Source organism: Paenibacillus flagellatus (assembly GCF_003217775.1).
GTDB classification, from domain to species: domain Bacteria; phylum Bacillota; class Bacilli; order Paenibacillales; family NBRC-103111; genus Paenibacillus_AB; species Paenibacillus_AB flagellatus.
Genome location: NZ_QJVJ01000014.1, coordinates 41,576 through 61,736, shown reverse-complemented (window position 1 = coordinate 61,736; position 20,161 = coordinate 41,576). Strand labels below are relative to the sequence as shown.

The following is a 20,161-nucleotide window of genomic DNA, read 5'->3' as shown; positions in this document are numbered from 1 at the left end:
CTCGCTTACACTCTGCCGATTTCGTTCACGGCTTTTTCCATGCTTTTGTCATAGGCTTGTACCACTTTTTGATTCGCCTCGTACATGCGGGCCGCGCTCATGATATCGACCATCGCTTGCGCCGGATCGACATTGGAGCTTTCCACGAAGCCTTGCTTCACCTCGACGTTGTCGGCCGCGGCGACGGGAACGACCGTTCCTGCGTCTTCCTGCTCGAGCCGGTACAAGCCGCTCCCTTCCGGAATCATCCGCACCGGGTTGTCCACCCGGGAGATCAGCATCCGGATCGGATTGCCGGCCGCGTCCGCGATAGCTTGTCCGTTCACGGAATCGAGTATTTGCCCGAACCGGTTGACGGTTATGTTCGTGATCGGGATTTGCGTCGCCGGATCGATCAGGACGATCGGCTGGCGGTTTTCCCCCAGGACGCGGAACCCTTCCGCCGTCATCAGCTCTCCCTGCTCGTTCACGCTAAACTTGCCGTTGCGCGTATACCGTTCTTCCCCGGCCTCGTTCGCCACCGTAAAAAACGCTTGAGGCTGGAACACGCGCTGCCCGTCGGCCGTTATCGTCTTACCGCCCTCGAAGCGGAGCCCGTCCACTTGAATGTCGGAAACGATGGCGAAATCGAACGGGTTGTTCGTCTCGCGAATTTCGCCCTGCACGTTGACCGTGAGCGCTTCTTCCGCCAGCACGCCGGTGTTCAACCGCCCCCGGTTCACGACCTCCATGCCCGGCTTCCCTTCCATGAGCGCGATCAGCATCTCCGGAAACGAACGGGAAACGGCGCGGCTTTGCTTGAAGCCGGGCGTGTTCAGGTTGGCGATATTGTTCGTGATCGTATCGTGCTTCCGCTGCTGGGACACCATGCCCGCAGCGGCGGTGTACAGACCTCTTAGCATGGAGAAACCTCCTGGAAACGTTTAATCCTACACCTTATATCGGTACGATTAGCCCAGTTTTTTCTTCGTAACTTTATCCAAATTATCCAGCATGATCCCGGTCCCTTGCACGACGCAGCTCATCGGATTGTCCGCAATCAGCACCGGCACCTTGAGCTCGTCCGCCAACAGCTGGTCGATGCCGTGCAGCAGCGCGCCGCCGCCGGTCAGGATGACGCCGCGGTCGATAATATCCGCCGAAAGCTCCGGAGGCGTCCGCTCCAGCACGACCTTGGCGGCCGAGACGATGGACGATACCGGCTCCCACAGCGCTTCCTTGATTTCGTCCGATCGGATGGTCACCGTCAGCGGCAAGCCCGAAACCATGTCCCGCCCCCGGATGTCCATCTCCTCTTTGCGCGAATCCGAATAGACCGTTCCGATTTTGACCTTGATATCCTCGGACGTCCGTTCTCCGATCAACAGCTTGTACTTGGACTTGATATATTTCATGATGGCCGCGTCGAACTTGTCCCCCGCCACTTTGATCGAGGAGGAGGTGACGATATCGCCCATGGACAGAACGGCGACATCGGTCGTCCCTCCGCCGATGTCGACGACCATATTGCCGCTAGGCTGGAATATGTCCATTCCAGCCCCGATCGCTGCGGCCTTCGGTTCTTCTTCCAGATATACTTCCCTTGCACCGCTTCGCTCCGCCGCCTCGCGAATCGCCTTCTGCTCGACGGAAGTGATGTTGGCTGGCGCGCAGATCAGAATTCTCGGATGGCTGTACCAACGCTTGCCGCCGACCTTCAAGATGAAATGCTTCAACATGAGCTCGGTAATTTCAAAATCGGCAATTACTCCGTCTTTCAAAGGGCGGATCGCCACGATATTGCCGGGCGTACGCCCTACCATCCGCCGGGCTTCCTCGCCGACCGCGAGCACCCGCTTCGAATCGCTTTCAATCGCCACCACGGATGGTTCATCCAGCACGACGCCCCGCCCTTTGACGTGAATGAGTACATTGGCCGTGCCCAAATCGATTCCGATATCTTTGCTAAACATCCTACATCCTCCCGAGAGCATAACGGAGCCATGCCGATTTCGCATGGCGTTTTCCTTCGTCCGCCGGCGAACCGTCCTTACGATACTTACGCCATACCATAAGTATACTTATTTCGACAACTTTTTCAAAACTCCTCTTTTCGTTTCGCACGGCAGCCAGAAAGTTTTGGGGCGATTAGGCTTATCGGGCCGTGACCAAATGATCGGCCGGCTTGGATTGGCGGGTGCGCTTGTATTTGACCTTCGTCGCTTCGCCTCCCCGGAGATGCCGGATCGACTTGTGGTATTCCAGTATCATTTTCACCTGGTTGGCCAATTCCGGGTTAATCTCGGGCAGCCGTTCCGTCAAATCTTTATGAACCGTGCTTTTCGAAACTCCGAATTCCTTGGCAATCGTGCGGACCGTCTGCCTCGTTTCCACAAGACTGCGACCGATCTTGATCGTACGCTCTTTGATGTAATCGTGCACGCCCCTCGCCTCCCTACTCGAGTTGGTTTGGTACAGTATATGAGGGGCAGGGCCATATATTCTTTGTTTCCAAGCCTGACAAGCTTGCGGGTGCAATTATTTTTGCAAACGACAAAAAAAGCAGAAGGCGCACCTTCTGCTTCATCGCGGCTATATGTAGCGGGTGATTCGGATTACTTCGCGCCGATCAGCGATTCGGGATTGACGGGCGTTCCGTTCTGCCGGACTTCGAAGTGGACGTGGTTGCCCATGTCTTTCTCCAGCTCGTTGCGTCCGGCCGAGGCGATGACGTCGCCTTTCTTCACCTGCACGTCCTTCGCGACCTTCACGTCGGACAAGCTTTGGTAAATCGTGACCGTTCCGTCTTGATGCGTAATCTCGACCAGCGAGCCGACGATCGCGTCTTTTTCCACTCTCGTCACTTTGCCGCTCATGGCGGCGACGACCTCGAACGGCTTGTCGTCCTGGCGGGCGAAGTCGACTCCGACGTGCGGCGTCAGCGTGTCGCCGTATTCGATCATTGCGGCTTGGCGAACTTCGCTGGACGCTTTGCTGTCGAAAAACTGCATCACCAATTCCACTTCGTTGCGGTCTTTGACCGGCCATTGCATCGTTTCGGTGTTGGCGGCTACAGCGAGCGCATCCGGCTTGTTCGTGGCGTCCGTCACGGTCTGCGTCTTGGCGACGTCGAGTCCGAGGTCGTCTTCGGACAAATTCTTAACGCCCGAATCCGTATAGACCCACATTAACGTTAAGATAATTGCCGCTGCTGCCATGTAAGTCGCCGGGAATACCCATTTCTTCGCCATCATCCGCTTCCAGCGGGAAGGCTTTACGGCTCCATCGATCGATTTTGGAGCGCTCTCTTGAGTCTGCAACTCTTTTTCTTTTTGATCACTCATGTCATATCACCTCAGTCACCATTGTTGCCAGATCGATAGGTTTTATACGCGAGGGATATGCACGGTGCTAGATTTTTTTCAAACGGCCGGATTCGTCAACCGCTTGGCGCCCTAAGCTCAAGTCGAAGGGGCGATGAAGGCGGAGGCGCTTTCCAGCTCTACGCCTTTGTAATAGTATTTGAGGATCGACTCTGCGGAGCCGCCTTCCTTCGCCATGCCGTTCGCGCCCCATTGGCTCATGCCGACGCCGTGCCCGTAGCCGGTCGTCGTAATCTCGATCGTCGAGCCGGTAATTTTCCAGGTGAACTGCGACGAGTTCAGCTCCAGCTTCTCCCGGACTTCCCGCCCGGTAAACGTCTTGCCCCCCGCCGACATCGTCTTCACCCGGTGACCGGCCGTCGTCGCCAACACTTTCATGCCCCCGCCGGCTCCGGCCGATGCGGGAATCGCCCCGATGCCGAGCCGCTTCGCGAACTCTTGCACGCTCATCGTCGTCGTAGCCGTAAATTTGGGGGACAGCTCCTTGTCCCACGGACTCGGCACGCTGCGCAAGTAAGGGATATAATCCCGCCAGTAGTCTTCCGAATTTTCGGTATAACCGTTGCTGGTCGAGAAGAAGGCCGCCTGGATCGGCTTATGCTGATAAGTGACGATCAACCCCGCCGTCTCATTGACCGCGCGGTTCAGCTTGTCCAGCCGCTTCGCGAATTCGTCTCCCGGCCAGTTCCGTTTCATCTGCTCTTCGGTAACGTAGGCCTGATGCGCGACGGTGTCGGTGACGAGCGCACCTTGAACGGGCACCTGGGACGTATCCCCGTCCATCCACCGCTTCACGATATAGGTGCGGGCGGCGATCGCCTGCGCTTTCAGCGCCTCCAGCTCGAACTCGGCCGGCATTTCCGCGGCCAGCACGTTGCGGACGTACGTCTCGAGCGGCACCCGATCGACCCGCTCCTCGCGCGTCCGATAGACCGGAATCAAGACCGGCTTCGTCTCCTCCCGCAAGGCGACGCTGGGCGCGGCGACATCGGAGCTTCCCCCGGATATCCGCTTTACTAGAATACCGGGCAGCAGCAGCGTAATCGAGAGCAGGGCGGCGATCGCGGTGACGATAGGCATCCAAGGCCGGACGGATATGCGGTTTCTCATACGATTCCTCCGTTAAGTAGTCGGCAAGCCCGGCGTTCTAGCGGATCTTGCTTGTTCTTATATCTATGAGAAATCGAGAGAGGCTAGAACCGCTCGACCGGCGTTTCGACATAGACAAAAAAAGACCGGCTTCCGCAAGGGAAGCCGATCCGCTTCAACCCGCCGTCACGCCCATGTCGGCTGTACGGCGCTGAATATGTTCATTTCGTGGCTCGTTACCGGCTCCGGTTCTTCCACCGGTACGACGCGGCGTATATCGGCTCCCAAATCGCGCAGCTTCCGCTCGATGTCGACGTAGCCGCGGTCGATGTGATGGATGCCCGTAATTTCGGTCTCGCCTTCGGCGGCCAGCGCGGCCAAGATCAACGCCGCTCCCGCGCGCAGATCGGTCGCGCACACCTTCGCTCCGCGAAGCTTCGCGTTGCCGGTGACGACGGCGGTCCGTCCCTCCACCTTGATCTGCGCCTGCATGTTGCAAAACTGCTCGACGTGCATGAACCGGTTCTCGAATACGGTTTCGGTCACGATGCCGGTGCCGTCCGATACGGCAAGCAGCGCCATCATCTGCGACTGCATGTCGGTCGGGAATCCCGGATAAGGCAGCGTCTTCACGTCGACCGCCCGAAGCGGCTTGTCAGTCGAGACGTGAATGCCGTTCTCGTCCTCCGCGAACGAAACGCCCATCTCCTGCATCTTCGAGATGACGGGCCGCAAATGGTCCGCGATCGCGCCCTCGATAAACAGCGAGCTTCCCGATATCGCGGCGGCGATCATAAACGTTCCCGCTTCGATGCGATCCGGTATGACCGTATGCACCGTGCCCTTCAGCCGTTCGACGCCGTCGATCCGGATGACCCCCGTGCCGGCGCCGCGTATGCGGGCCCCCATCGCGTTCAAGTAGTTGGCGAGATCGACGATTTCCGGCTCGCGCGCGGCGTTCTCGATCACGGTCGTCCCTTCGGCCAGCGAGGCCGCCATCATGATGTTTTCGGTCGCGCCGACGCTGGCGACGTCCAAATAAATTTTCGCTCCGCGCAGGCGCCCCTTCGCGCGGGCTTCGATATAGCCTTGGCCGAGGCCGATTTCCGCTCCCATCGCCTCGAAGCCTTTCAGGTGCTGGTCGATCGGCCGGGTTCCGATTGCGCAGCCGCCGGGAAGCGCGATGCGCGAATAGCCCTGGCGGGCAAGCAGCGGCCCCATGACGAGGAACGAGGCCCGCATTTTGCGTACCCATTCGTATGGCGCTTCGCAGGACGAAATGTGTTCGGCATTCACTCGAATCGTCTCGTTATGATAATGGACGCGGACGCCCAACGACTTCAATACTTGGCTGATCGTCATGACATCGTCTAGTGGAGGCGCGTCGTGGATGACGCTTTCGCCTTCCTCCGCCAGCAAAGAAGCCGCAATGATCGGCAGTACGGCGTTTTTGGCCCCGCTGATTTTGACTCTTCCCGACAATCGTTTGCCGCCGCGGACGATTATTTTGCTCATCTTGTTCCCCCTCCGCGCTTCTAAGAGTGGTACGATCGAAACGTGTCGGGTTCGGCATTTTCGCAAAAAGCCGCTCTGCCCGTTCGTTTCCGGTATGTATAACGTTCGGCCGGAGACCGAAGTCTCCGAACGCCCAACGTTCAGTGTAGCACCCCCGCTTTCGGCCTGACAACTGTCAAAAGGTGGCTGCCGCACGCGTTTAGCTAAAGGTTTCGTAACCGCTCTTCATTTTGGATCGGTAGTCGTGCGCCGTATTTTCATGAAAACAGCTGTATTACCATTGTTGACAACATGCAACAATGTTATTCCCCCGCTAAAACATCCCCTTGAGCATCCGGGACCAGCTGAAATAATCGAGCACGAACCGGGCGATTTCGTAGCCGAGCGCGACCGAGAGCAGCACCTGCAGCATTTTGGCCGGGGCGCTCCTCGGCTGCTTCAGGAACAGGTCGAACCGAAATTGCTGCAGCGCCCACCACGACAGACCGATGCAAAGAAGCACGACCGTGATCGAGACGAGGCTTGTCATCCCCATCGAATAGTCCAATACGTCCGTGTCCATCCGATTTCATCCTTCCTACCGGTGAATGATGCGCTGGAGCATGACCGCGAACTCGGCCCGCGACGTCGGCCGGTCCGGCGCGAACGTCCCGTCGTCGTAGCCCGTAATCCAGCCTTCCGCTTTCATCTGCTTCAAAATCGGCAGCGCCCAATAATCGGCGTCGATGTCCGTGAAAGGCACATCGCCCCTAAGCTTGCCGCCGAGGCCGAGCGCCTTGGCGAACAGCACCGCCATCTCGACGCGGCTCAATTGCCCGTCCGGATCGAACCGGCCGTCCGGGTAGCCTTGGACGATGCCCGCCTGCAGCGCTTTCGAAACGGGATCGTATGCCCAATGGTCGGTCGGCAAGTCGGGGAACGCGGCGTCCTTACGTTTCGAGTAGCCGAACGACTTGACGACGAGCGTCACCGCCTCGGCCCGCGAAATGCTCGCATCGGGCTCGAAGGAATACGTTCCGTAGCCTTCCGCGATATGCAGGTCGGTCAGCTCAAGGATCGCATCCTTCGCCCAATGGTCGCCGATGTCGATATAGTTGCCGGTCAGCTTGTCGGCGTGCACGAGCAGCCGGTACATCCGATCTTGAAACGCCTCGTCCGTCCCCATCCGGACGTAATACGTGCCCGAATTGAGCGGAACGGTCATGTCAAGGCCGCCCGTGCCCGGTGCGTTCGTCCCGCGCACGACCAACCCGAGGGCGCTGTTCTGCAGCGCAGCGCTGACTTCCCGGCCGGCCGGAACGCCGGAAACCGACAACCGGACGAGACTGCGTTCGTATATCGTAAATTTATAGTAGTCCACATCGGTAGAGCGATCGAACACGCCCTCGTACGGCGAATCCAAGCTTACGACCGTCGCTTGGAACGAGCGGTCGTTGGGCTCGTTCGGATCGATATATTTCGGATTGTAATCGAACTGCAGCTCATATTCGCCGATAGCCGGATCGGGGTGCGTTTTCCCCACCCGTACGTAATACGTGCCCGGAAATACGTCAACCGCATACAGCTCGGGCTCCCCGTCTTCGTTATCGTCGATCGTCACCGCACGCTCGCCCTTCTTCTGGAACGTCAGCAGCGGATCGATCCGCTTCGTGTCGGGCGTCACTTTGACATTCAGGCTGCCCGACTGCTCGAACGTCATCGCGTACCAATCCTCGTCGTCCTCGACATCGAACGTGCCGGTGACCGTCTGACTGCGGGGATACAGCTTGTACGCTTTATATTGCCGGTCGTTGTTCTCGAACGGATCGCGGTAAATGGCGAACGAGCCGGTCATCCGGTACGTCCAGGCGGCCGTCTCCCGGCCGTTGTCGAACTGCAGCGCGATCCGGTTGATCCCCTTGGACAGCGACAGCTCCGTCGATTGTCCGGGAACGATCGGTTGAACCGTCGTCCCGTGCGGGCCGGCAAGCGTCAGCTTCAGCGCCGAGGGAGCCGCCGAATCGGCCAGCACCTGCAGCGTAAACGTGCCGTCATACGGCGAGTCGAGCGAAAACCAATCCTGATCCGCGCCCCCCTGCAGCTCGGCCGAAATCATCCGGCCGATCGAATACGGCTTCGCGTCCGCCATCCGGTCGTTCGGCTCGTACATATCGTTGCGGTACGGCTCGCTCAGGGCGCGATCCACCCGGAGCAGGCCGTAACCGGTCCGTTCGTCCCAGCCCGGCTCCCCGATATCTTGAGCGGTTTGGCGCAGCAAATTGCGAACCTCGTGCGCCTTCATCGCCGGGTACTTGGCCCACACCATCGCCGCGGCCGCCGCCACTTGGGGCGCGGCCATCGACGTGCCGTCCCGGTATTCGTATTTGCCTCCGGCCGCCGTCGTAAACACCGACCACGGCGCGACGATATCGAGCTCCGGACCGTAATTGGACCGCTCCTCGACGCTGTTGTCGTCGCGTATGCCGCCTACCGCCATGACGCTCGGATACGCGGCGGGGTACCGGACGTTCCGACCCTCGTCGTTGCCCGTCGCGGCGATGAGCAGCACGTCGCGCTCCTCCGCATAGCGGACGATCTCCTCCAAATACGAGTCGTTGCGGAGCAGGCCGACCGACATGACGACGATTTTTGCCCCGTGGTCGACGGCGTAGCGAATCCCTTCCCCGAGCTTGTCCTCGTCGCCCCGGCCGCTTGGCTCAAGCGCTTTGATCGGCATAATGCCCGTTTTCCACAGCATACCCGATACGCCCTTGCCGTTGTTGCCGATTGCCGCGATGACACCCGCCACGTTCGTGCCGTGACCGTTGTCGTCCCTCGGAGGCAGCCCCGGCTGAATGAGGTTGACGCCGGTCACGAGATTGCCTTTCAGATCGGCGTGATCCAGATCGACGCCCGTATCGATGACCGCCACGACGAGCGATTCGTTGCGGGTCACTTGCGTCCACGCGTCGATCGTGTGCGTTTGCTGCAAATACGTTTGTTTGTCGAGAAGCGGGTCGTTGGAAGCGGCCGCCGCCACGCCGACCTCCCGGTTCGGCACGATGTAGCGCACGTGCGGCGACCGCTCCCAGCGGTTGAGCCATTCCGAGGGCTCTTCCCCCGCGGCCGGCCGAACGACCGCCGTACCGGAGGACGCATACTCCCGGACGATCACCGCGGACGCCGCAAGCTCCGGATCGGGATTTCCCTTCCATCCCACGATCCACGTTCCGCTTCCCGCCTTCGGCTCGAAGGCCGGGGAGGGCGCCGGCGGCTCGGCGGACATCGATCCCGCTCCGGCCGTGATTCCGATTCCTATCATCATCCAAATGGCGAACAGGCTCACCCATGGTGCAAGTACGCGTTGGCTTCGCTTCATTGGCGGTATCCTCTTGCTTTCCCCACATTTTGTTCCGAACGTAAATCATTCGCCGTTCAAGCGGACAACCCTTTCTATTGTAACAAAATAAGGACGAAAGGCCTACGGTTTTCGCCCCAAGAAGACGAAAAAGCCTTCCCGGCGCATGAAGCCGGAGAAGGCTGATCGTACGACCGCCGCGGCGGTCGGATTATTGGATGAACATGTCGTACGGAACGCTGAAGATCGACTCGATGTACCGGAGCACCACATGAGGGAAAAATCCGGTCAGCAGCGTACCTGCAACGCAGATCCACATCGTAATCCGCCCCGTGACGGACGCCGGCAGAGCGGCTTCCTCCGAGCCGGAACGCATGAACATTTGACGGATGACGCCGAAGTAGTAGTAGAACGATACGATGCTCGTACCGATCATGACGGCCGCCAGCCAATAATGGTGCATTTGCAGCGTGCCGAGCATGATGTACAGCTTGCCGAAAAATCCTCCCGTCACCGGCAGCCCCGCCAGCGACAACAGCAGCACGACCATGCCGACGGCCGTTGCCGGAGACCGGTAATACAGCCCGGCGAAGGCGGAGACGTTCTCGTTGCCCGACGAATCGCTTACGATCGCGTAGACGGCGATCGCGCCGATGTTCATGAACAAGTAAGCGATCAAGTAAAAGAACATTTCCGAGAAGTTCGAGAAATGCACCAAGCCGAACTCCGTTCCGATCGGCACGAGCAAGTAGCCGGCGTTGGCGACGCCCGAATACGCGAGCAGCCGCTTCATGTTGCGTTGGCGCAGCGCCACGAAGTTGCCGACGACCATCGCCGCGGCGGCCAGCACGAGCAGCGCCGTCAGGAAATCGCCATGGAACGTCGTCTCGCGCAGCCCGCGCAAGCCGAATACGTTATACAGCACCCGAAACGCGATGGCGAAGCCGGCCGCTTTGGAGACGACCGCCAAGTACGCCGTAACCGGCGTCGGAGCGCCCTGGTAGACGTCCGGCGCCCACATGTGGAACGGCGCAGCCGCCACTTTGAACCCGAACCCGGCGAGCAGCAGGAAGAACGATACGTAAATGAGCGGCTCGAACGACGAATACCCGTTCGAGAGCGCCTCGTTGATTTTCGCCAAATTCGTCGAGCCCGACATGCCGTACAGAAACGACATCCCGTACAAAATGATGGCCGACGAAATCGCGCCCGTCACGACGTATTTGAACGCTCCCTCGTTCGAGGCGTATCGCTTCTTGCGCATGCCGACGAGCACATACGACGTGATGCTGAGCAGCTCGAGTCCCACGAACAGCGTGATCAGGTCCGCAGACGAGGCCAGCACCATCGCACCGATCGTCGCCGGCAGGAACAGATAGTAGAACTCGCCCCGGTGCGGAATGTCGTCCTCCTTGATGTTGCCGATGCTCATGAACAGGACGAGCGCGGTTCCTCCGAGGAACAACAGCTTGAACAAATTTCCGTAATCGTCGATGCGCCAGCTTCCGCCGAGCAGCGTAATCGGCTCCACCGGCTGGCCGCCGGCCCCCGGCTTCAGCGACTGGATGTCGCCGACGACGAACGCGGCCGCGACGGCCACACCGGCGATGGCCAGCCAGCCGAGCACCGTCCGGTTCGCGGAGCGGGGCATGAGCAGATCGATGAGCGACAGCAAGACGGCGGAGACGACCAAGGTCAACTCCGGCGCCAGATGCCAAATATCGCCCGCCGTCAAACGTTGCAGTTGATCCATGGTCTATCTACCCTCCCATCTTCGCGATGTTTTGAATCCATTGGTCGATCCCGATCACGGTCTGCTGCATCGGTTCGCTCAAGACGGCCGGATAAACGCCGATCAGCACGATGAACGCGGTCAGCGTAATCATCGGCACCGCCTCGACGAGACGGGCGTCGCGCAAGCCCCGGTACGCTTCCGGCAACGGGCCGTAGCTGACCTTCATAATCCCGCGAAGCACATAAACCGCGGTGAGAATGATGCCGAGCGCCCCGATCGCGGTGACGACCGGCATACTGTCGAACAGCCCGAGGAAGGCGAGAAACTCGCTGACGAATCCGGACAGCAGCGGCAATCCGAGGGAGGCCATGCCGGCCACCAGCAGGAAGCCGCACAGAAACGGCAGCGTCGCGGACAATCCGCCCAGCTTGCGAACTTCCGTCGTCTCCGTCCGCTCGTACAGGCTCCCGACCAGCAGAAACATAAGCGCGGAGATGAGGCCGTGCGAGACGAGCTGGAAGATGGCGCCCTTCAGGCCGATCTCGTTGAACGCCGCGATGCCGAGCAGCACGACGCCCATATGGCTGATGCTGGAGTAAGCCAGTATCAGCTTGAAATCCGATTGGCGGAACGCGAGAACCGCCCCGTACAGGATGTTCACGACGCCGAGGATCGCGATCGCCAGCGCCGCTTGCTTCGCCTGCTCCGGGAACAGCATGACCCCGAACGTGAGCAGCCCGTACGCCCCCATTTTCAGCAAAATGCCCGAGTGAATCATGACGACGGCCGGATGCGCCTCCGTATGCACCTTCAGCATCCACGTATGGAACGGGAAGATCGGCAGCTTGATGCCGAATGCGACGAGCAGCATGAGGAACAGCGTCCACTTCAGCGTATCGCTCCAATAAAACGGATTTTCCGGGAACGCTTCCGGTCCCGCATGGACGAACGCCGCCGGATCCTGGAACAGGTTCTTCGTGATGACGTCCAGACTGCCGCTATAGAATACGGATGTCGCTTCCCCGACCGTCTGCATCGTAAAGCCGGCCGTATTCACGATTATGAGGAACGCCAGTAGCATGATCGCGGACCCGATGCCGTTGTAGATCAAAAACTTGTTCGCCGCCTTCTCCCGATCCATATACCCCCAGATACCGATGAGGAAAAACATCGGGATAAGCGTAAGCTCGAAGAAGAGGAAGAACAGGAACAGATCGCGCGCCATGAAGACGCCGAACATGCCGATCTCGAGCAGCAAAAACCAGATGTAAAACGCCTTCCACCGTTTCTTCAGGTGAACCGACGCCAGCGCGGCCATGGCGGTCACGAGCGACGTCAGGAAGACGAGCGGCAGCGACAAGCCGTCGATGCCGAGCGTGTAGTCGAATTGGTAGTAAAACTCCTTCGCTTCGCTGATTTGGCTGATTTCTTTGCTGAGCGGCACCTGGATCCAAGTCACGTCCTCCTTGTATTGCAGCTCGGAGGCGTCGTGCCGGAAGTCGGCGTATAGCAAAGCCGACAGCACCAGCGGGACGAGCGTGGCCGCGATGGCCACCGTCTTCAGCGCGCGGCCCTTGTGCTTCGGGACGAACAGGAGCGCCAGAATGCCGAGAAGCGGCGAGAAGACGATCGTCGAAAGTATGGGCCAGCTACCAAACATTCCAAAACCTCCTTCCGACGAACACCAGCGTCAGGACGACCAGACCGAGCAGCGTGACGAGACCGTACGTCTGCACTTGCCCGTCCTGCACGCGCGAGCCGGCTTTGCCGAGCCCCGTCACGACGGACGCGCACAAACGGACGACGCCGTCCACGACGTACCGGTCGAACAGCGTCAGGACGAAGCCGATCCCTTTCAGCGGCTTGACGATGACCGCCCCGTACAGCTCGTCGATATAATATTTGCGCTCCACGAGACGATGCAGCCACGGCGCGCCGTTCGGAATCGCGTCGGGCGAGAAGCTCCGCTTCACGTACATCAAGTAGCCGAGGCCGATGCCGAGCAGCCCGACGACCGTCGACAGCAGCATGACGAGCGCCGCACCGTGCTCCTCGCCCGCATGTCCGGTGAGCCATTCGCCGAACCAGCCGTTGAACGGCGTCATCAGGAAGCCGGTTATGACGGCCAAGACCGCCAAGACGACGAGCGGCACGGTCATGACGGCCGGCGATTCGTGCGCGTGCGCATGATGCTCCCCGCGGGGCTTGCCCGTGAAGACGAGGAAGAACAGGCGCGACATGTAGAACGCGGTGAAAAACGCGGCGATCAGACCGACGGCGAACAGGCCGTAGCGCCCGCCGTGATAAGCTTCGGACAAAATCGCGTCCTTGGACCAGAAGCCCGAGAACGGAGGGATGCCCGACAGCGCAAGCGTACCGATCGCGAACGTCCATGTCGTCACTTTCATTTTCGACGAAAGGCCGCCCATCTCTTGAATGTTCTGGGTATGTACGGCGTGAATGACGCTGCCCGCCCCGAGGAACAGCAGCGCTTTGAAAAACGCGTGCGTAAACAGGTGGAACATGCCCGCCGAGACGGTTGCGCTCACGCCGAGCGCCATCATCATATAGCCGAGCTGGCTGACCGTCGAGTAGGCTAGCACGCGCTTGATATCGTTTTGCGCCACGCCGATCGTCGCGGCGAATATCGCCGTGAAGCCGCCGACGTAAGCGACCGTATCGAGCGCCGCCGGCGACGCTTGGAATATGTCGAACGTCCGCGCCACCAAGTAAACCCCTGCCGCGACCATCGTGGCCGCATGGATCAGCGCACTGATCGGCGTCGGGCCTTCCATCGCGTCCGGCAACCAGGTGTGCAGCGGAAATTGGCCCGACTTGCCGACCGCTCCGACGAAGATGAGCAGCGCGATCAGCGTCGCCGTTCCGCCCGATATTTTCCCTTCGGCGAACGCGTTATGAATGCTCGAGAAGTCGAGCGCGTGGCCCGGCATGTGCCAGAATAAGAGCAGGATGGCGAGGAACAGTCCGACGTCGCCGATCCGCGTCATGATGAACGCCTTCTTGGCCGCCGCCTTCGCTTCCGGCTTGAAGTACCAGAATCCGATCAGCAGGAACGAGCCCAAGCCGACCAGTTCCCAGAAGATGTACAGCTCGAGCAGGTTTTCCGACATGACCACGCCGAGCATCGCGAACGTGAACAGCGCGACATAGCTGTAAAACACCGAAATTCGCTCGTCCCCGTGCATGTACCCTTTCGAATACACATTCACGAGCAGGCTGACGAGCGAAACGACGAGCAGCATGAGCGCGTTCAGATTGTTGATCTCGTACCCCATGGAGAGCGAATAATCCCCGAGCTTGAGCCATTCCAGACTGTTCCACGTGTAATCCTCGGCGCCTTCCCCGAGACGTTCCGCGAACACGAGCGCCGATACGACGAACGAGGCGAGCGTCGCGATGATGCCGACGTAGGCGCCTCCTTCCTTCCATTGGCGGCCGGCGGCCAAGAGAACGAGGAACGCGAGCAGCGGAAACAGTGGAACGAGCCAGGCGATTTGTGCGAACGATTCCATTGTTTTTCCTCCTGAGAGCGCTGCGTACGGACGCAACGCTTGCTACGATAAGGTGACGTCGTGCGGCTTTCCGGCTGAAGCGGGATCGAACGGGATTACCGTTTCAATTCGTTCATTTCGTCCACGTTCGACGTCCCTTTGTTGCGGTACAGCGCGATCAGGATGGCAATGCCGATTGCCACTTCCGCCGCCGCCACCGTCATGTTGAACAAGGAGAAAATTTGACCTTGCAAAGACGGATTCACTCCGAATTTCGAAAACGCGACCAAGTTCAAATTGACCGCATTGAGCATCAATTCGATCGACAGCAGGACTACGACCGCGTTTTTCTTCGTCAGCGCGCCGTACAAGCCGACGCAAAACAAAATCGCGCCCAGCGTCAGGTAGGGCAGTACCGTATCGGTCATCATCCTACTCTTCCTCCCTCTTCGCCAGGACGATGGCGCCGATAAACGCCACGGTCAGCAAAATCGACATGAGCTCGAACGGGATGACGTGCTCGCTGAACAGCAGCTTGCCGATTTCGAGCGTATTGTCTTCCGCGGCTTGGCGCGTTCCTTGCGGGAACGTCACCTGCTGGAACGCGTAGAACAGAACGCCGAACAGCCCCGCGATGCCGATCCAGAGCAGCGCATAATGCCACGGGCGCTTCGACTCCTGCTCTTCGCCCTGGTGACGGGTCATGACGATGCCGAAAATCATCAGAATCGAGATCGCCCCGGCGTAGATAAGCACTTGTACCGTAGCCAAGAACTCCGCCTCGAGCAGCACGTACAGGCCGGCCAAGCTCAGAAACGTAACGGCTCCCGAGACGACCATCGACACGACCTTCGTGAAACTGATCATGAAGATGGCGCCGCCGATGGCGAACAACGCGAACAGGAAAAAGACGATGTTCGCGCCGCTCGAGAAAAAATCCGCAATGTTACCCAGCATCCTTCTTGGCTCCTCCCTTGGGCGTCGCCGCGTTGTTTTCCTTTCGCACGTTCGTATTGTTCTGATGCAGCCACTCCATGTTCTTGAACAGATCGTCGCGGCTGTACGTGCTGAGCTCGAAGTTGTTCGTCATGACGATCGCTTCCGTCGGACATACTTCCGTGCACAAGTCGCACAAAATGCAAATTTCGAAGTTGATGTCGTACGTGTCGATGACGAGCTTCATCTTGCTCTCCGGGTCGGGATTTTTCTTCCCGGTCAACGTGATGCATTCGGTCGGGCAGATCCGTGCGCACTGATTGCAGACGATGCATTTCTCCGGATCGAAGTGCTGGATGCCGCGGAACCGGTCCGGCAGCTCGAGCGGCACGTCGGGGTAGGCGTAAGTCACTTTTTTCTGGAGCATCGTTTTGAACGTAAGCCCGAGTCCTTTGACAATCCCTTTCATAGGGCGTTCCCCCCATTCATCTCGTATGCGTTAGCGCAGCAGCTCTTTGACGATCGCCGTCAAGAAAATGTTGGCGAGAGCGAGCGGGAGCAGCACCTTCCAGCCGATGCCCATCAGTTGGTCGACGCGGACGCGCGGCAGCGTCGCCCGCAGCCAGAACATGAAGAAGACACAAACCGCCATTTTGATCAAGAACCAGAGAATCCCCGGTATGAACCCTAGGAACGGAATCGGCGGATGCCAGCCGCCCAAAAACAAGACCGTCGTCAGCGCCGCGATAGCGAACGTGTAGACGTACTCCGCGAGCATGAAGAAGGCGAACCGGAAGCCGCTGTACTCGACGTGGTAGCCGGCGACGAGCTCCGATTCCGCCTCCGGCAAGTCGAACGGCGTCCGGTTCAGCTCCGATACGGCGGCCACGATGAATACGCCGAAGCCGATAATTTGCGGCAGGAAATTCCATTCCCAGAACCAGTCGCCCTGTCCCTCGACGATTTTGCGCAAATTCAAGCTGCCCGTCATCAAAATGACGCCGACCATCGACATGACGAGCGGAATTTCGTAGCTGATCATTTGGGCCGCCGACCGCATGCCACCGAGCAGCGAATATTTATTGTTCGACGCCCAACCGCCGAGCACGATGCCGATCGTGGATATGCTCGACAGCGCGGCGTAATACAGCAGCCCGACGTTCAGATCGGCGAACTGCCAATGCTTCGTGAACGGGAACGTGGCCAATACAGCGAACGAAGGAACGAACGCGATCGCCGGTGCGAGGATGAACAGCTCGCGGTCGGCCTTCTTCGGAATCGTATCCTCCTTGATGAGCAGCTTGAGCACGTCCGCCACCGTTTGCAGCAAGCCGAGCGGTCCGGTACGGTTCGGACCGTAGCGGAACTGCATCCAGCCGATTACCTTGCGCTCGAAATAGATGGCGTACGTAACGTACCCGAGAATAAGCAGCAGGAACAAGACGGCTACCGCGAACAGAATGCCGAAGTTCGCCCAGGTCAGCTGTTTCGACAGCAAGTCGAGCATCAGCAGTCCACCTCCCCGAGTACGATATCGATGCCGCCCAGGATCGTGATCATGTTCGCCATCGGCTGCCCGACGAGCAGCTTCGGCAAAATTTGCAGATTGACGAACGAGGGCCGGCGGAACTTCAACCGATACGGCTTATCCTTGCCCTTCGATACGATGTGGCAGCCGATCTCCCCGCGCGGCGACTCGATGGCGACGTACACCTCGCCTTCCGGCGGCCGGATGACCCGGGGCGCTTTGCCCATAATTTCGCCGTCGGCGGGAAACTGCTCGACCGCTTGCTCGAGAATGCGCAGCGATTGGCGAATCTCCTCCAGCCGGACGAGATACCGGTCGTAGCAATCTCCGTTTTGGCCGACCGGCACGTCGAAATCGAAGCGGTCGTAGATGCCGTAAGGCTTATCTTTACGCAAGTCCCATTTGACTCCGGTGCAGCGCAAGTTCGCGCCGCTCAGTCCGTGGTCGATCGCCTCTTGGGCGGTATATTTGCCGATGCCTTTGATCCGCGCGAGGAAGATTTCGTTGCCGCTGACGAGCGTCTCGTACTCCTTCATCTGTTCCCTCATGTACGGCACGAACTCCCGCACTTTTTGGATCCAGCCTTCGGGCGCGTCCCATTTCACGCCGCCGACGCGCATGTAGTTGTAGGTAAGCCGGGCGCCGCACAGCTCGTTGAACATATCGATTATTTTTTCCCGATCCTTGAAGGCGAACAGGAACGGACTGAGCGCCCCGATGTCGAGCAGATACGTGCCCCACCAGACGAGGTGGCTTGCGACGCGCTGCAGCTCCATGACGATCAGGCGCAAATATTGGGCCCGCTCCGGGATTTCGAGCTGCATCATCGTCTCTACGGCATGGCAGAGCACGTAGTTGTTCGTCATCGCGGAGACGTAATCCATCCGGTCCGTGTACGGGATAATTTGCGTATAGGTCAAATCTTCGGCGAGCTTCTCCGTCCCCCGGTGCAAATAGCCGATGACGGGAGTCGCTTCGGTGATCACTTCGCCGTCGAGCTTGACGATGACGCGGAAGACGCCGTGCGTGCTCGGATGCTGGGGCCCGACGTTAAGCAGAAGTTCTTCGGTCCGAATCAAAGGTTACACCTCCGGATCAATCGGTTCGTAGTCTTTGCGCAGCGGATGACCGACCCAGTCGTCCGGCAGCATAATCCGTCGCAAATCCGGATGGCCCGGGAAATCGATGCCGAGCAAATCGTACACTTCCCGTTCGTTCCAGTTGGCCGTCGCCCATACGGGCGTCACCGAAGGAATCGACGGCTCGTCGCGGTTCGTCTTCACCTTGAAGCCGTACTCGTGCTTCGTATCGAGCGACAAGACGTAATATACCGTCTCCAGGTGCGATTCGTAATCGACGCCGCTCAAATTGCGCAAGTAGTTCAGCCGCAGCTCTTCGTTCGAACGAACGAACGACGCGACGTCGAACCAGCGTTCGGCTTGGATCGTCAGCATCGGCAGATGGCGGTCCCGTTCGTTAATGACCGCTTCGATAACCGCGTCCTCCGAGACGTTCTCCTTGATCAGCTGCACGATCCGGTCCAGCCGGGGCTGATTCGGCGACGGCTCCTTCGGAGCGGCCTCCGCACCGGCATCGCCTTCGGCCGTTTTCTGCGCGCGGGCAGCCGCCCGAGCGGCTCTCGCTTCGGCGGCGGCTTTCGCTTTCGCTTCTTTTTCGGCGTCGGTCGGGCCGGCCGCTGCCTCCGCGGCAGGCGGATCCGACGGTTCGGAGCCTGCGGAGGGCGAGGCGGCAGCGGCGGCCTTCGAAGGTTTCGCCTCCGGTGCCGCGGCTGCTTCCGGTGCGGTTGCCGACGGGCTCGTCTCCGGTGTCGTCTCCGCTGCGGGTGCAGCGCTTTCCCCGGCTGCCGCGGCAGCCGGCTTGCGCTCTTGCGCTTCGTCCGCCTTTATCGTTTCGGATTGTCCCGATGTGGAATTGGTTGCGCTTTCTTCTTTGCGTCCGTTTTCATTCTCTTCGCTCACGAGTTCGTCACCCGCTTTCCGGTTTTCGCCTCATACCGAATTTTCTCCTGCAGCTTGTTGATGCCGTAAATGAGGGCGGCCGGGTTCGGCGGACAGCCCGGAATATAAATGTCGACGGGCACGATCTGATCGACGCCCTTGACGACGGCGTACGATTTGATGTACGGCCCTCCCGCGGTGGCGCAGGAACCCATGGCGATTACCCATTTCGGCTCCGGCATTTGCTCGTACAGGCGGCGAAGCAGCGGGGCCATCTTCTTCGTCACCGTACCGGCGACGATCATGACGTCGGATTGGCGCGGAGACGTCCGGAAAATGACGCCGAACCGGTCCAAGTCGTAATGCGCTCCGCCCGAACCCATCATTTCGATGGCGCAGCAGGCAAGCCCGAACGTGAGCGGCCAGAGCGAGCTGCTGCGGGCCCATGCTTTGATTTGATCGAGCGACGTCGTCAAGACGTTGCGCTCGAGCTCTTGTCTTTCTTCCGGCGTGATCGTCTCTAGATTGAGCTCCATTGCAGCACCTTCTTTTTCCAGGCGTAGATTAACCCTACGACGAGCAGGGCGACGAAAATGAGCATTTCGATCAAAGCGAACAAGCCCAGGAAGTCGTATGCGACGGCCCACGGATACAAGAACACGGTTTCCACGTCAAAGATGACGAACATCAAAGCAAACAAATAGTACCGGATATTGAACCGGACGTGGCTCTCGCCGACAGGTTCGTTACCGCTTTCATAAGTTGTCTGCTTCTCTTCCGTCGGCTTGCTCGGACGCAGCAGCCGCCCCAGCGTGAGCGCAGCTACCGGCAGCATGATGCCGAGCGCAATAAAGATGGCCACGAGCACGTAATTGTTGCTGTACAACGCCATTCGATCGCCTCCCGCCTCTTCGCATAACATACATTTTTCTTTGAAAACGAAACCATTGGCAGTAAACACCCACACAATTATAACAAAAAGGTGTATCGTCGTCTATTCAGTGAAGTACGACCGCGTTTCATCGGAACTTTTTGTTGGTACGGAAACTTCTCTTTTCGCTCCATTTCCTCTCGCGATAAAAACGATTTTCCGTAACATGAACAAAAAGGTGTATCGTCGTCTATTCAGGGAAGTACGACCGCGCGGGTTATCCATTTCCCGCGAATCGCTTATGCCTCTCACCCAACC

The 20,161-nt window shown here is 59.2% G+C and carries 19 protein-coding genes; all 19 read right to left on the bottom strand.

From position 1 onward, the window contains the following. Window positions 1–5: 5 nt before the first annotated feature. Window positions 6–902, bottom strand: coding sequence for a flagellar hook-basal body protein (locus DLM86_RS26040; RefSeq protein ID WP_110842997.1), 897 nt, complete (start codon window positions 900–902; stop codon window positions 6–8). Window positions 903–950: 48 nt separating this feature from the next. Beyond that, window positions 951–1,952, bottom strand: coding sequence for a rod shape-determining protein (gene mreB, locus DLM86_RS26035; RefSeq protein ID WP_110842996.1), 1,002 nt, complete (start codon window positions 1,950–1,952; stop codon window positions 951–953). A 181-nt stretch (window positions 1,953–2,133) separates the two neighbouring features. Then, window positions 2,134–2,421, bottom strand: coding sequence for a sporulation transcriptional regulator SpoIIID (gene spoIIID / locus DLM86_RS26030; RefSeq protein ID WP_110842995.1), 288 nt, complete (start codon window positions 2,419–2,421; stop codon window positions 2,134–2,136). A 173-nt stretch (window positions 2,422–2,594) separates the two neighbouring features. After that, window positions 2,595–3,134 (bottom strand): peptidoglycan DD-metalloendopeptidase family protein, encoded by a 540-nt coding sequence (locus DLM86_RS26025; RefSeq protein ID WP_342773120.1) that lies wholly within the window; start codon window positions 3,132–3,134, stop codon window positions 2,595–2,597. Between the two features lie 306 nt (window positions 3,135–3,440). After that, the gene (gene spoIID, locus DLM86_RS26020) at window positions 3,441–4,472 is read right to left on the bottom strand and encodes a stage II sporulation protein D (protein WP_110842993.1); all 1,032 of its coding nucleotides are present in this window, start codon (window positions 4,470–4,472) and stop codon (window positions 3,441–3,443) included. Between the two features lie 165 nt (window positions 4,473–4,637). Further along, window positions 4,638–5,966, bottom strand: coding sequence for a UDP-N-acetylglucosamine 1-carboxyvinyltransferase (murA, locus tag DLM86_RS26015; protein WP_110842992.1), 1,329 nt, complete (start codon window positions 5,964–5,966; stop codon window positions 4,638–4,640). A 313-nt stretch (window positions 5,967–6,279) separates the two neighbouring features. Next, window positions 6,280–6,528 carry a DUF1146 family protein gene (locus DLM86_RS26010; RefSeq protein WP_110842991.1) on the bottom strand — a complete coding sequence of 83 codons (249 nt, stop codon included), beginning with the start codon at window positions 6,526–6,528 and terminating at the stop codon, window positions 6,280–6,282. Between the two features lie 15 nt (window positions 6,529–6,543). Then, window positions 6,544–9,324, bottom strand: coding sequence for a S8 family serine peptidase (locus DLM86_RS26005; protein ID WP_245954916.1), 2,781 nt, complete (start codon window positions 9,322–9,324; stop codon window positions 6,544–6,546). 190 nt (window positions 9,325–9,514) lie between these two features. After that, on the bottom strand, window positions 9,515–11,056 hold the full coding sequence (locus DLM86_RS26000; protein WP_110842990.1) for an NADH-quinone oxidoreductase subunit N: 1,542 nt from the start codon (window positions 11,054–11,056) through the stop codon (window positions 9,515–9,517). 7 nt (window positions 11,057–11,063) lie between these two features. After that, window positions 11,064–12,698 carry a complex I subunit 4 family protein gene (locus tag DLM86_RS25995; protein ID WP_110842989.1) on the bottom strand — a complete coding sequence of 545 codons (1,635 nt, stop codon included), beginning with the start codon at window positions 12,696–12,698 and terminating at the stop codon, window positions 11,064–11,066. Continuing rightward, complete coding sequence (nuoL, locus tag DLM86_RS25990; protein ID WP_110842988.1) at window positions 12,688–14,571, bottom strand: NADH-quinone oxidoreductase subunit L; 1,884 nt, start codon at window positions 14,569–14,571, stop codon at window positions 12,688–12,690. Before nuoL ends, DLM86_RS25995 begins: the two co-directional genes overlap by 11 nt. A 95-nt stretch (window positions 14,572–14,666) precedes the next feature. Further along, window positions 14,667–14,978 (bottom strand): NADH-quinone oxidoreductase subunit NuoK, encoded by a 312-nt coding sequence (nuoK, locus tag DLM86_RS25985; protein ID WP_110843079.1) that lies wholly within the window; start codon window positions 14,976–14,978, stop codon window positions 14,667–14,669. Window positions 14,979–14,982: 4 nt separating this feature from the next. Further along, window positions 14,983–15,507 (bottom strand): NADH-quinone oxidoreductase subunit J, encoded by a 525-nt coding sequence (locus DLM86_RS25980; protein ID WP_110842987.1) that lies wholly within the window; start codon window positions 15,505–15,507, stop codon window positions 14,983–14,985. Beyond that, window positions 15,497–15,955 (bottom strand): NADH-quinone oxidoreductase subunit NuoI, encoded by a 459-nt coding sequence (gene nuoI, locus DLM86_RS25975; protein ID WP_110842986.1) that lies wholly within the window; start codon window positions 15,953–15,955, stop codon window positions 15,497–15,499. Before nuoI ends, DLM86_RS25980 begins: the two co-directional genes overlap by 11 nt. Before the next feature lie 30 nt (window positions 15,956–15,985). Further along, window positions 15,986–16,993 carry an NADH-quinone oxidoreductase subunit NuoH gene (gene nuoH, locus DLM86_RS25970; protein WP_110842985.1) on the bottom strand — a complete coding sequence of 336 codons (1,008 nt, stop codon included), beginning with the start codon at window positions 16,991–16,993 and terminating at the stop codon, window positions 15,986–15,988. Next, window positions 16,993–18,093: an NADH-quinone oxidoreductase subunit D gene (locus tag DLM86_RS25965; protein WP_110842984.1), complete on the bottom strand. Its 1,101-nt coding sequence runs from the start codon at window positions 18,091–18,093 to the stop codon at window positions 16,993–16,995. Before DLM86_RS25965 ends, nuoH begins: the two co-directional genes overlap by 1 nt. 3 nt (window positions 18,094–18,096) lie before the next feature. After that, window positions 18,097–18,993 carry an NADH-quinone oxidoreductase subunit C gene (locus DLM86_RS33050; protein WP_110842983.1) on the bottom strand — a complete coding sequence of 299 codons (897 nt, stop codon included), beginning with the start codon at window positions 18,991–18,993 and terminating at the stop codon, window positions 18,097–18,099. Continuing rightward, window positions 18,990–19,508, bottom strand: coding sequence for a NuoB/complex I 20 kDa subunit family protein (locus DLM86_RS25955; RefSeq protein WP_110842982.1), 519 nt, complete (start codon window positions 19,506–19,508; stop codon window positions 18,990–18,992). Before DLM86_RS25955 ends, DLM86_RS33050 begins: the two co-directional genes overlap by 4 nt. Further along, window positions 19,493–19,864: an NADH-quinone oxidoreductase subunit A gene (locus DLM86_RS25950; RefSeq protein ID WP_211326591.1), complete on the bottom strand. Its 372-nt coding sequence runs from the start codon at window positions 19,862–19,864 to the stop codon at window positions 19,493–19,495. Before DLM86_RS25950 ends, DLM86_RS25955 begins: the two co-directional genes overlap by 16 nt. Window positions 19,865–20,161: the final 297 nt, after the last annotated feature.

What these genes read in the sequence shown, in the direction of transcription:
- DLM86_RS26040 (WP_110842997.1), bottom strand. Translation starts at nt 902, where the DNA reads ATGCTAAGAGGTCTGTACACCGCCGCTGCGGGCATGGTGTCCCAGCAG.
- mreB (WP_110842996.1), bottom strand. Translation starts at nt 1,952, where the DNA reads ATGTTTAGCAAAGATATCGGAATCGATTTGGGCACGGCCAATGTACTC.
- spoIID (WP_110842993.1), bottom strand. Translation starts at nt 4,472, where the DNA reads ATGAGAAACCGCATATCCGTCCGGCCTTGGATGCCTATCGTCACCGCG.
- murA (WP_110842992.1), bottom strand. Translation starts at nt 5,966, where the DNA reads ATGAGCAAAATAATCGTCCGCGGCGGCAAACGATTGTCGGGAAGAGTC.
- DLM86_RS26010 (WP_110842991.1), bottom strand. Translation starts at nt 6,528, where the DNA reads ATGGACACGGACGTATTGGACTATTCGATGGGGATGACAAGCCTCGTC.
- DLM86_RS26005 (WP_245954916.1), bottom strand. Translation starts at nt 9,324, where the DNA reads ATGAAGCGAAGCCAACGCGTACTTGCACCATGGGTGAGCCTGTTCGCC.
- DLM86_RS26000 (WP_110842990.1), bottom strand. Translation starts at nt 11,056, where the DNA reads ATGGATCAACTGCAACGTTTGACGGCGGGCGATATTTGGCATCTGGCG.
- DLM86_RS25995 (WP_110842989.1), bottom strand. Translation starts at nt 12,698, where the DNA reads ATGTTTGGTAGCTGGCCCATACTTTCGACGATCGTCTTCTCGCCGCTT.
- nuoL (WP_110842988.1), bottom strand. Translation starts at nt 14,571, where the DNA reads ATGGAATCGTTCGCACAAATCGCCTGGCTCGTTCCACTGTTTCCGCTG.
- nuoK (WP_110843079.1), bottom strand. Translation starts at nt 14,978, where the DNA reads ATGACCGATACGGTACTGCCCTACCTGACGCTGGGCGCGATTTTGTTT.
- DLM86_RS25980 (WP_110842987.1), bottom strand. Translation starts at nt 15,507, where the DNA reads ATGCTGGGTAACATTGCGGATTTTTTCTCGAGCGGCGCGAACATCGTC.
- nuoI (WP_110842986.1), bottom strand. Translation starts at nt 15,955, where the DNA reads ATGAAAGGGATTGTCAAAGGACTCGGGCTTACGTTCAAAACGATGCTC.
- nuoH (WP_110842985.1), bottom strand. Translation starts at nt 16,993, where the DNA reads ATGCTCGACTTGCTGTCGAAACAGCTGACCTGGGCGAACTTCGGCATT.
- DLM86_RS25955 (WP_110842982.1), bottom strand. Translation starts at nt 19,508, where the DNA reads ATGGAGCTCAATCTAGAGACGATCACGCCGGAAGAAAGACAAGAGCTC.
- DLM86_RS25950 (WP_211326591.1), bottom strand. Translation starts at nt 19,864, where the DNA reads ATGGCGTTGTACAGCAACAATTACGTGCTCGTGGCCATCTTTATTGCG.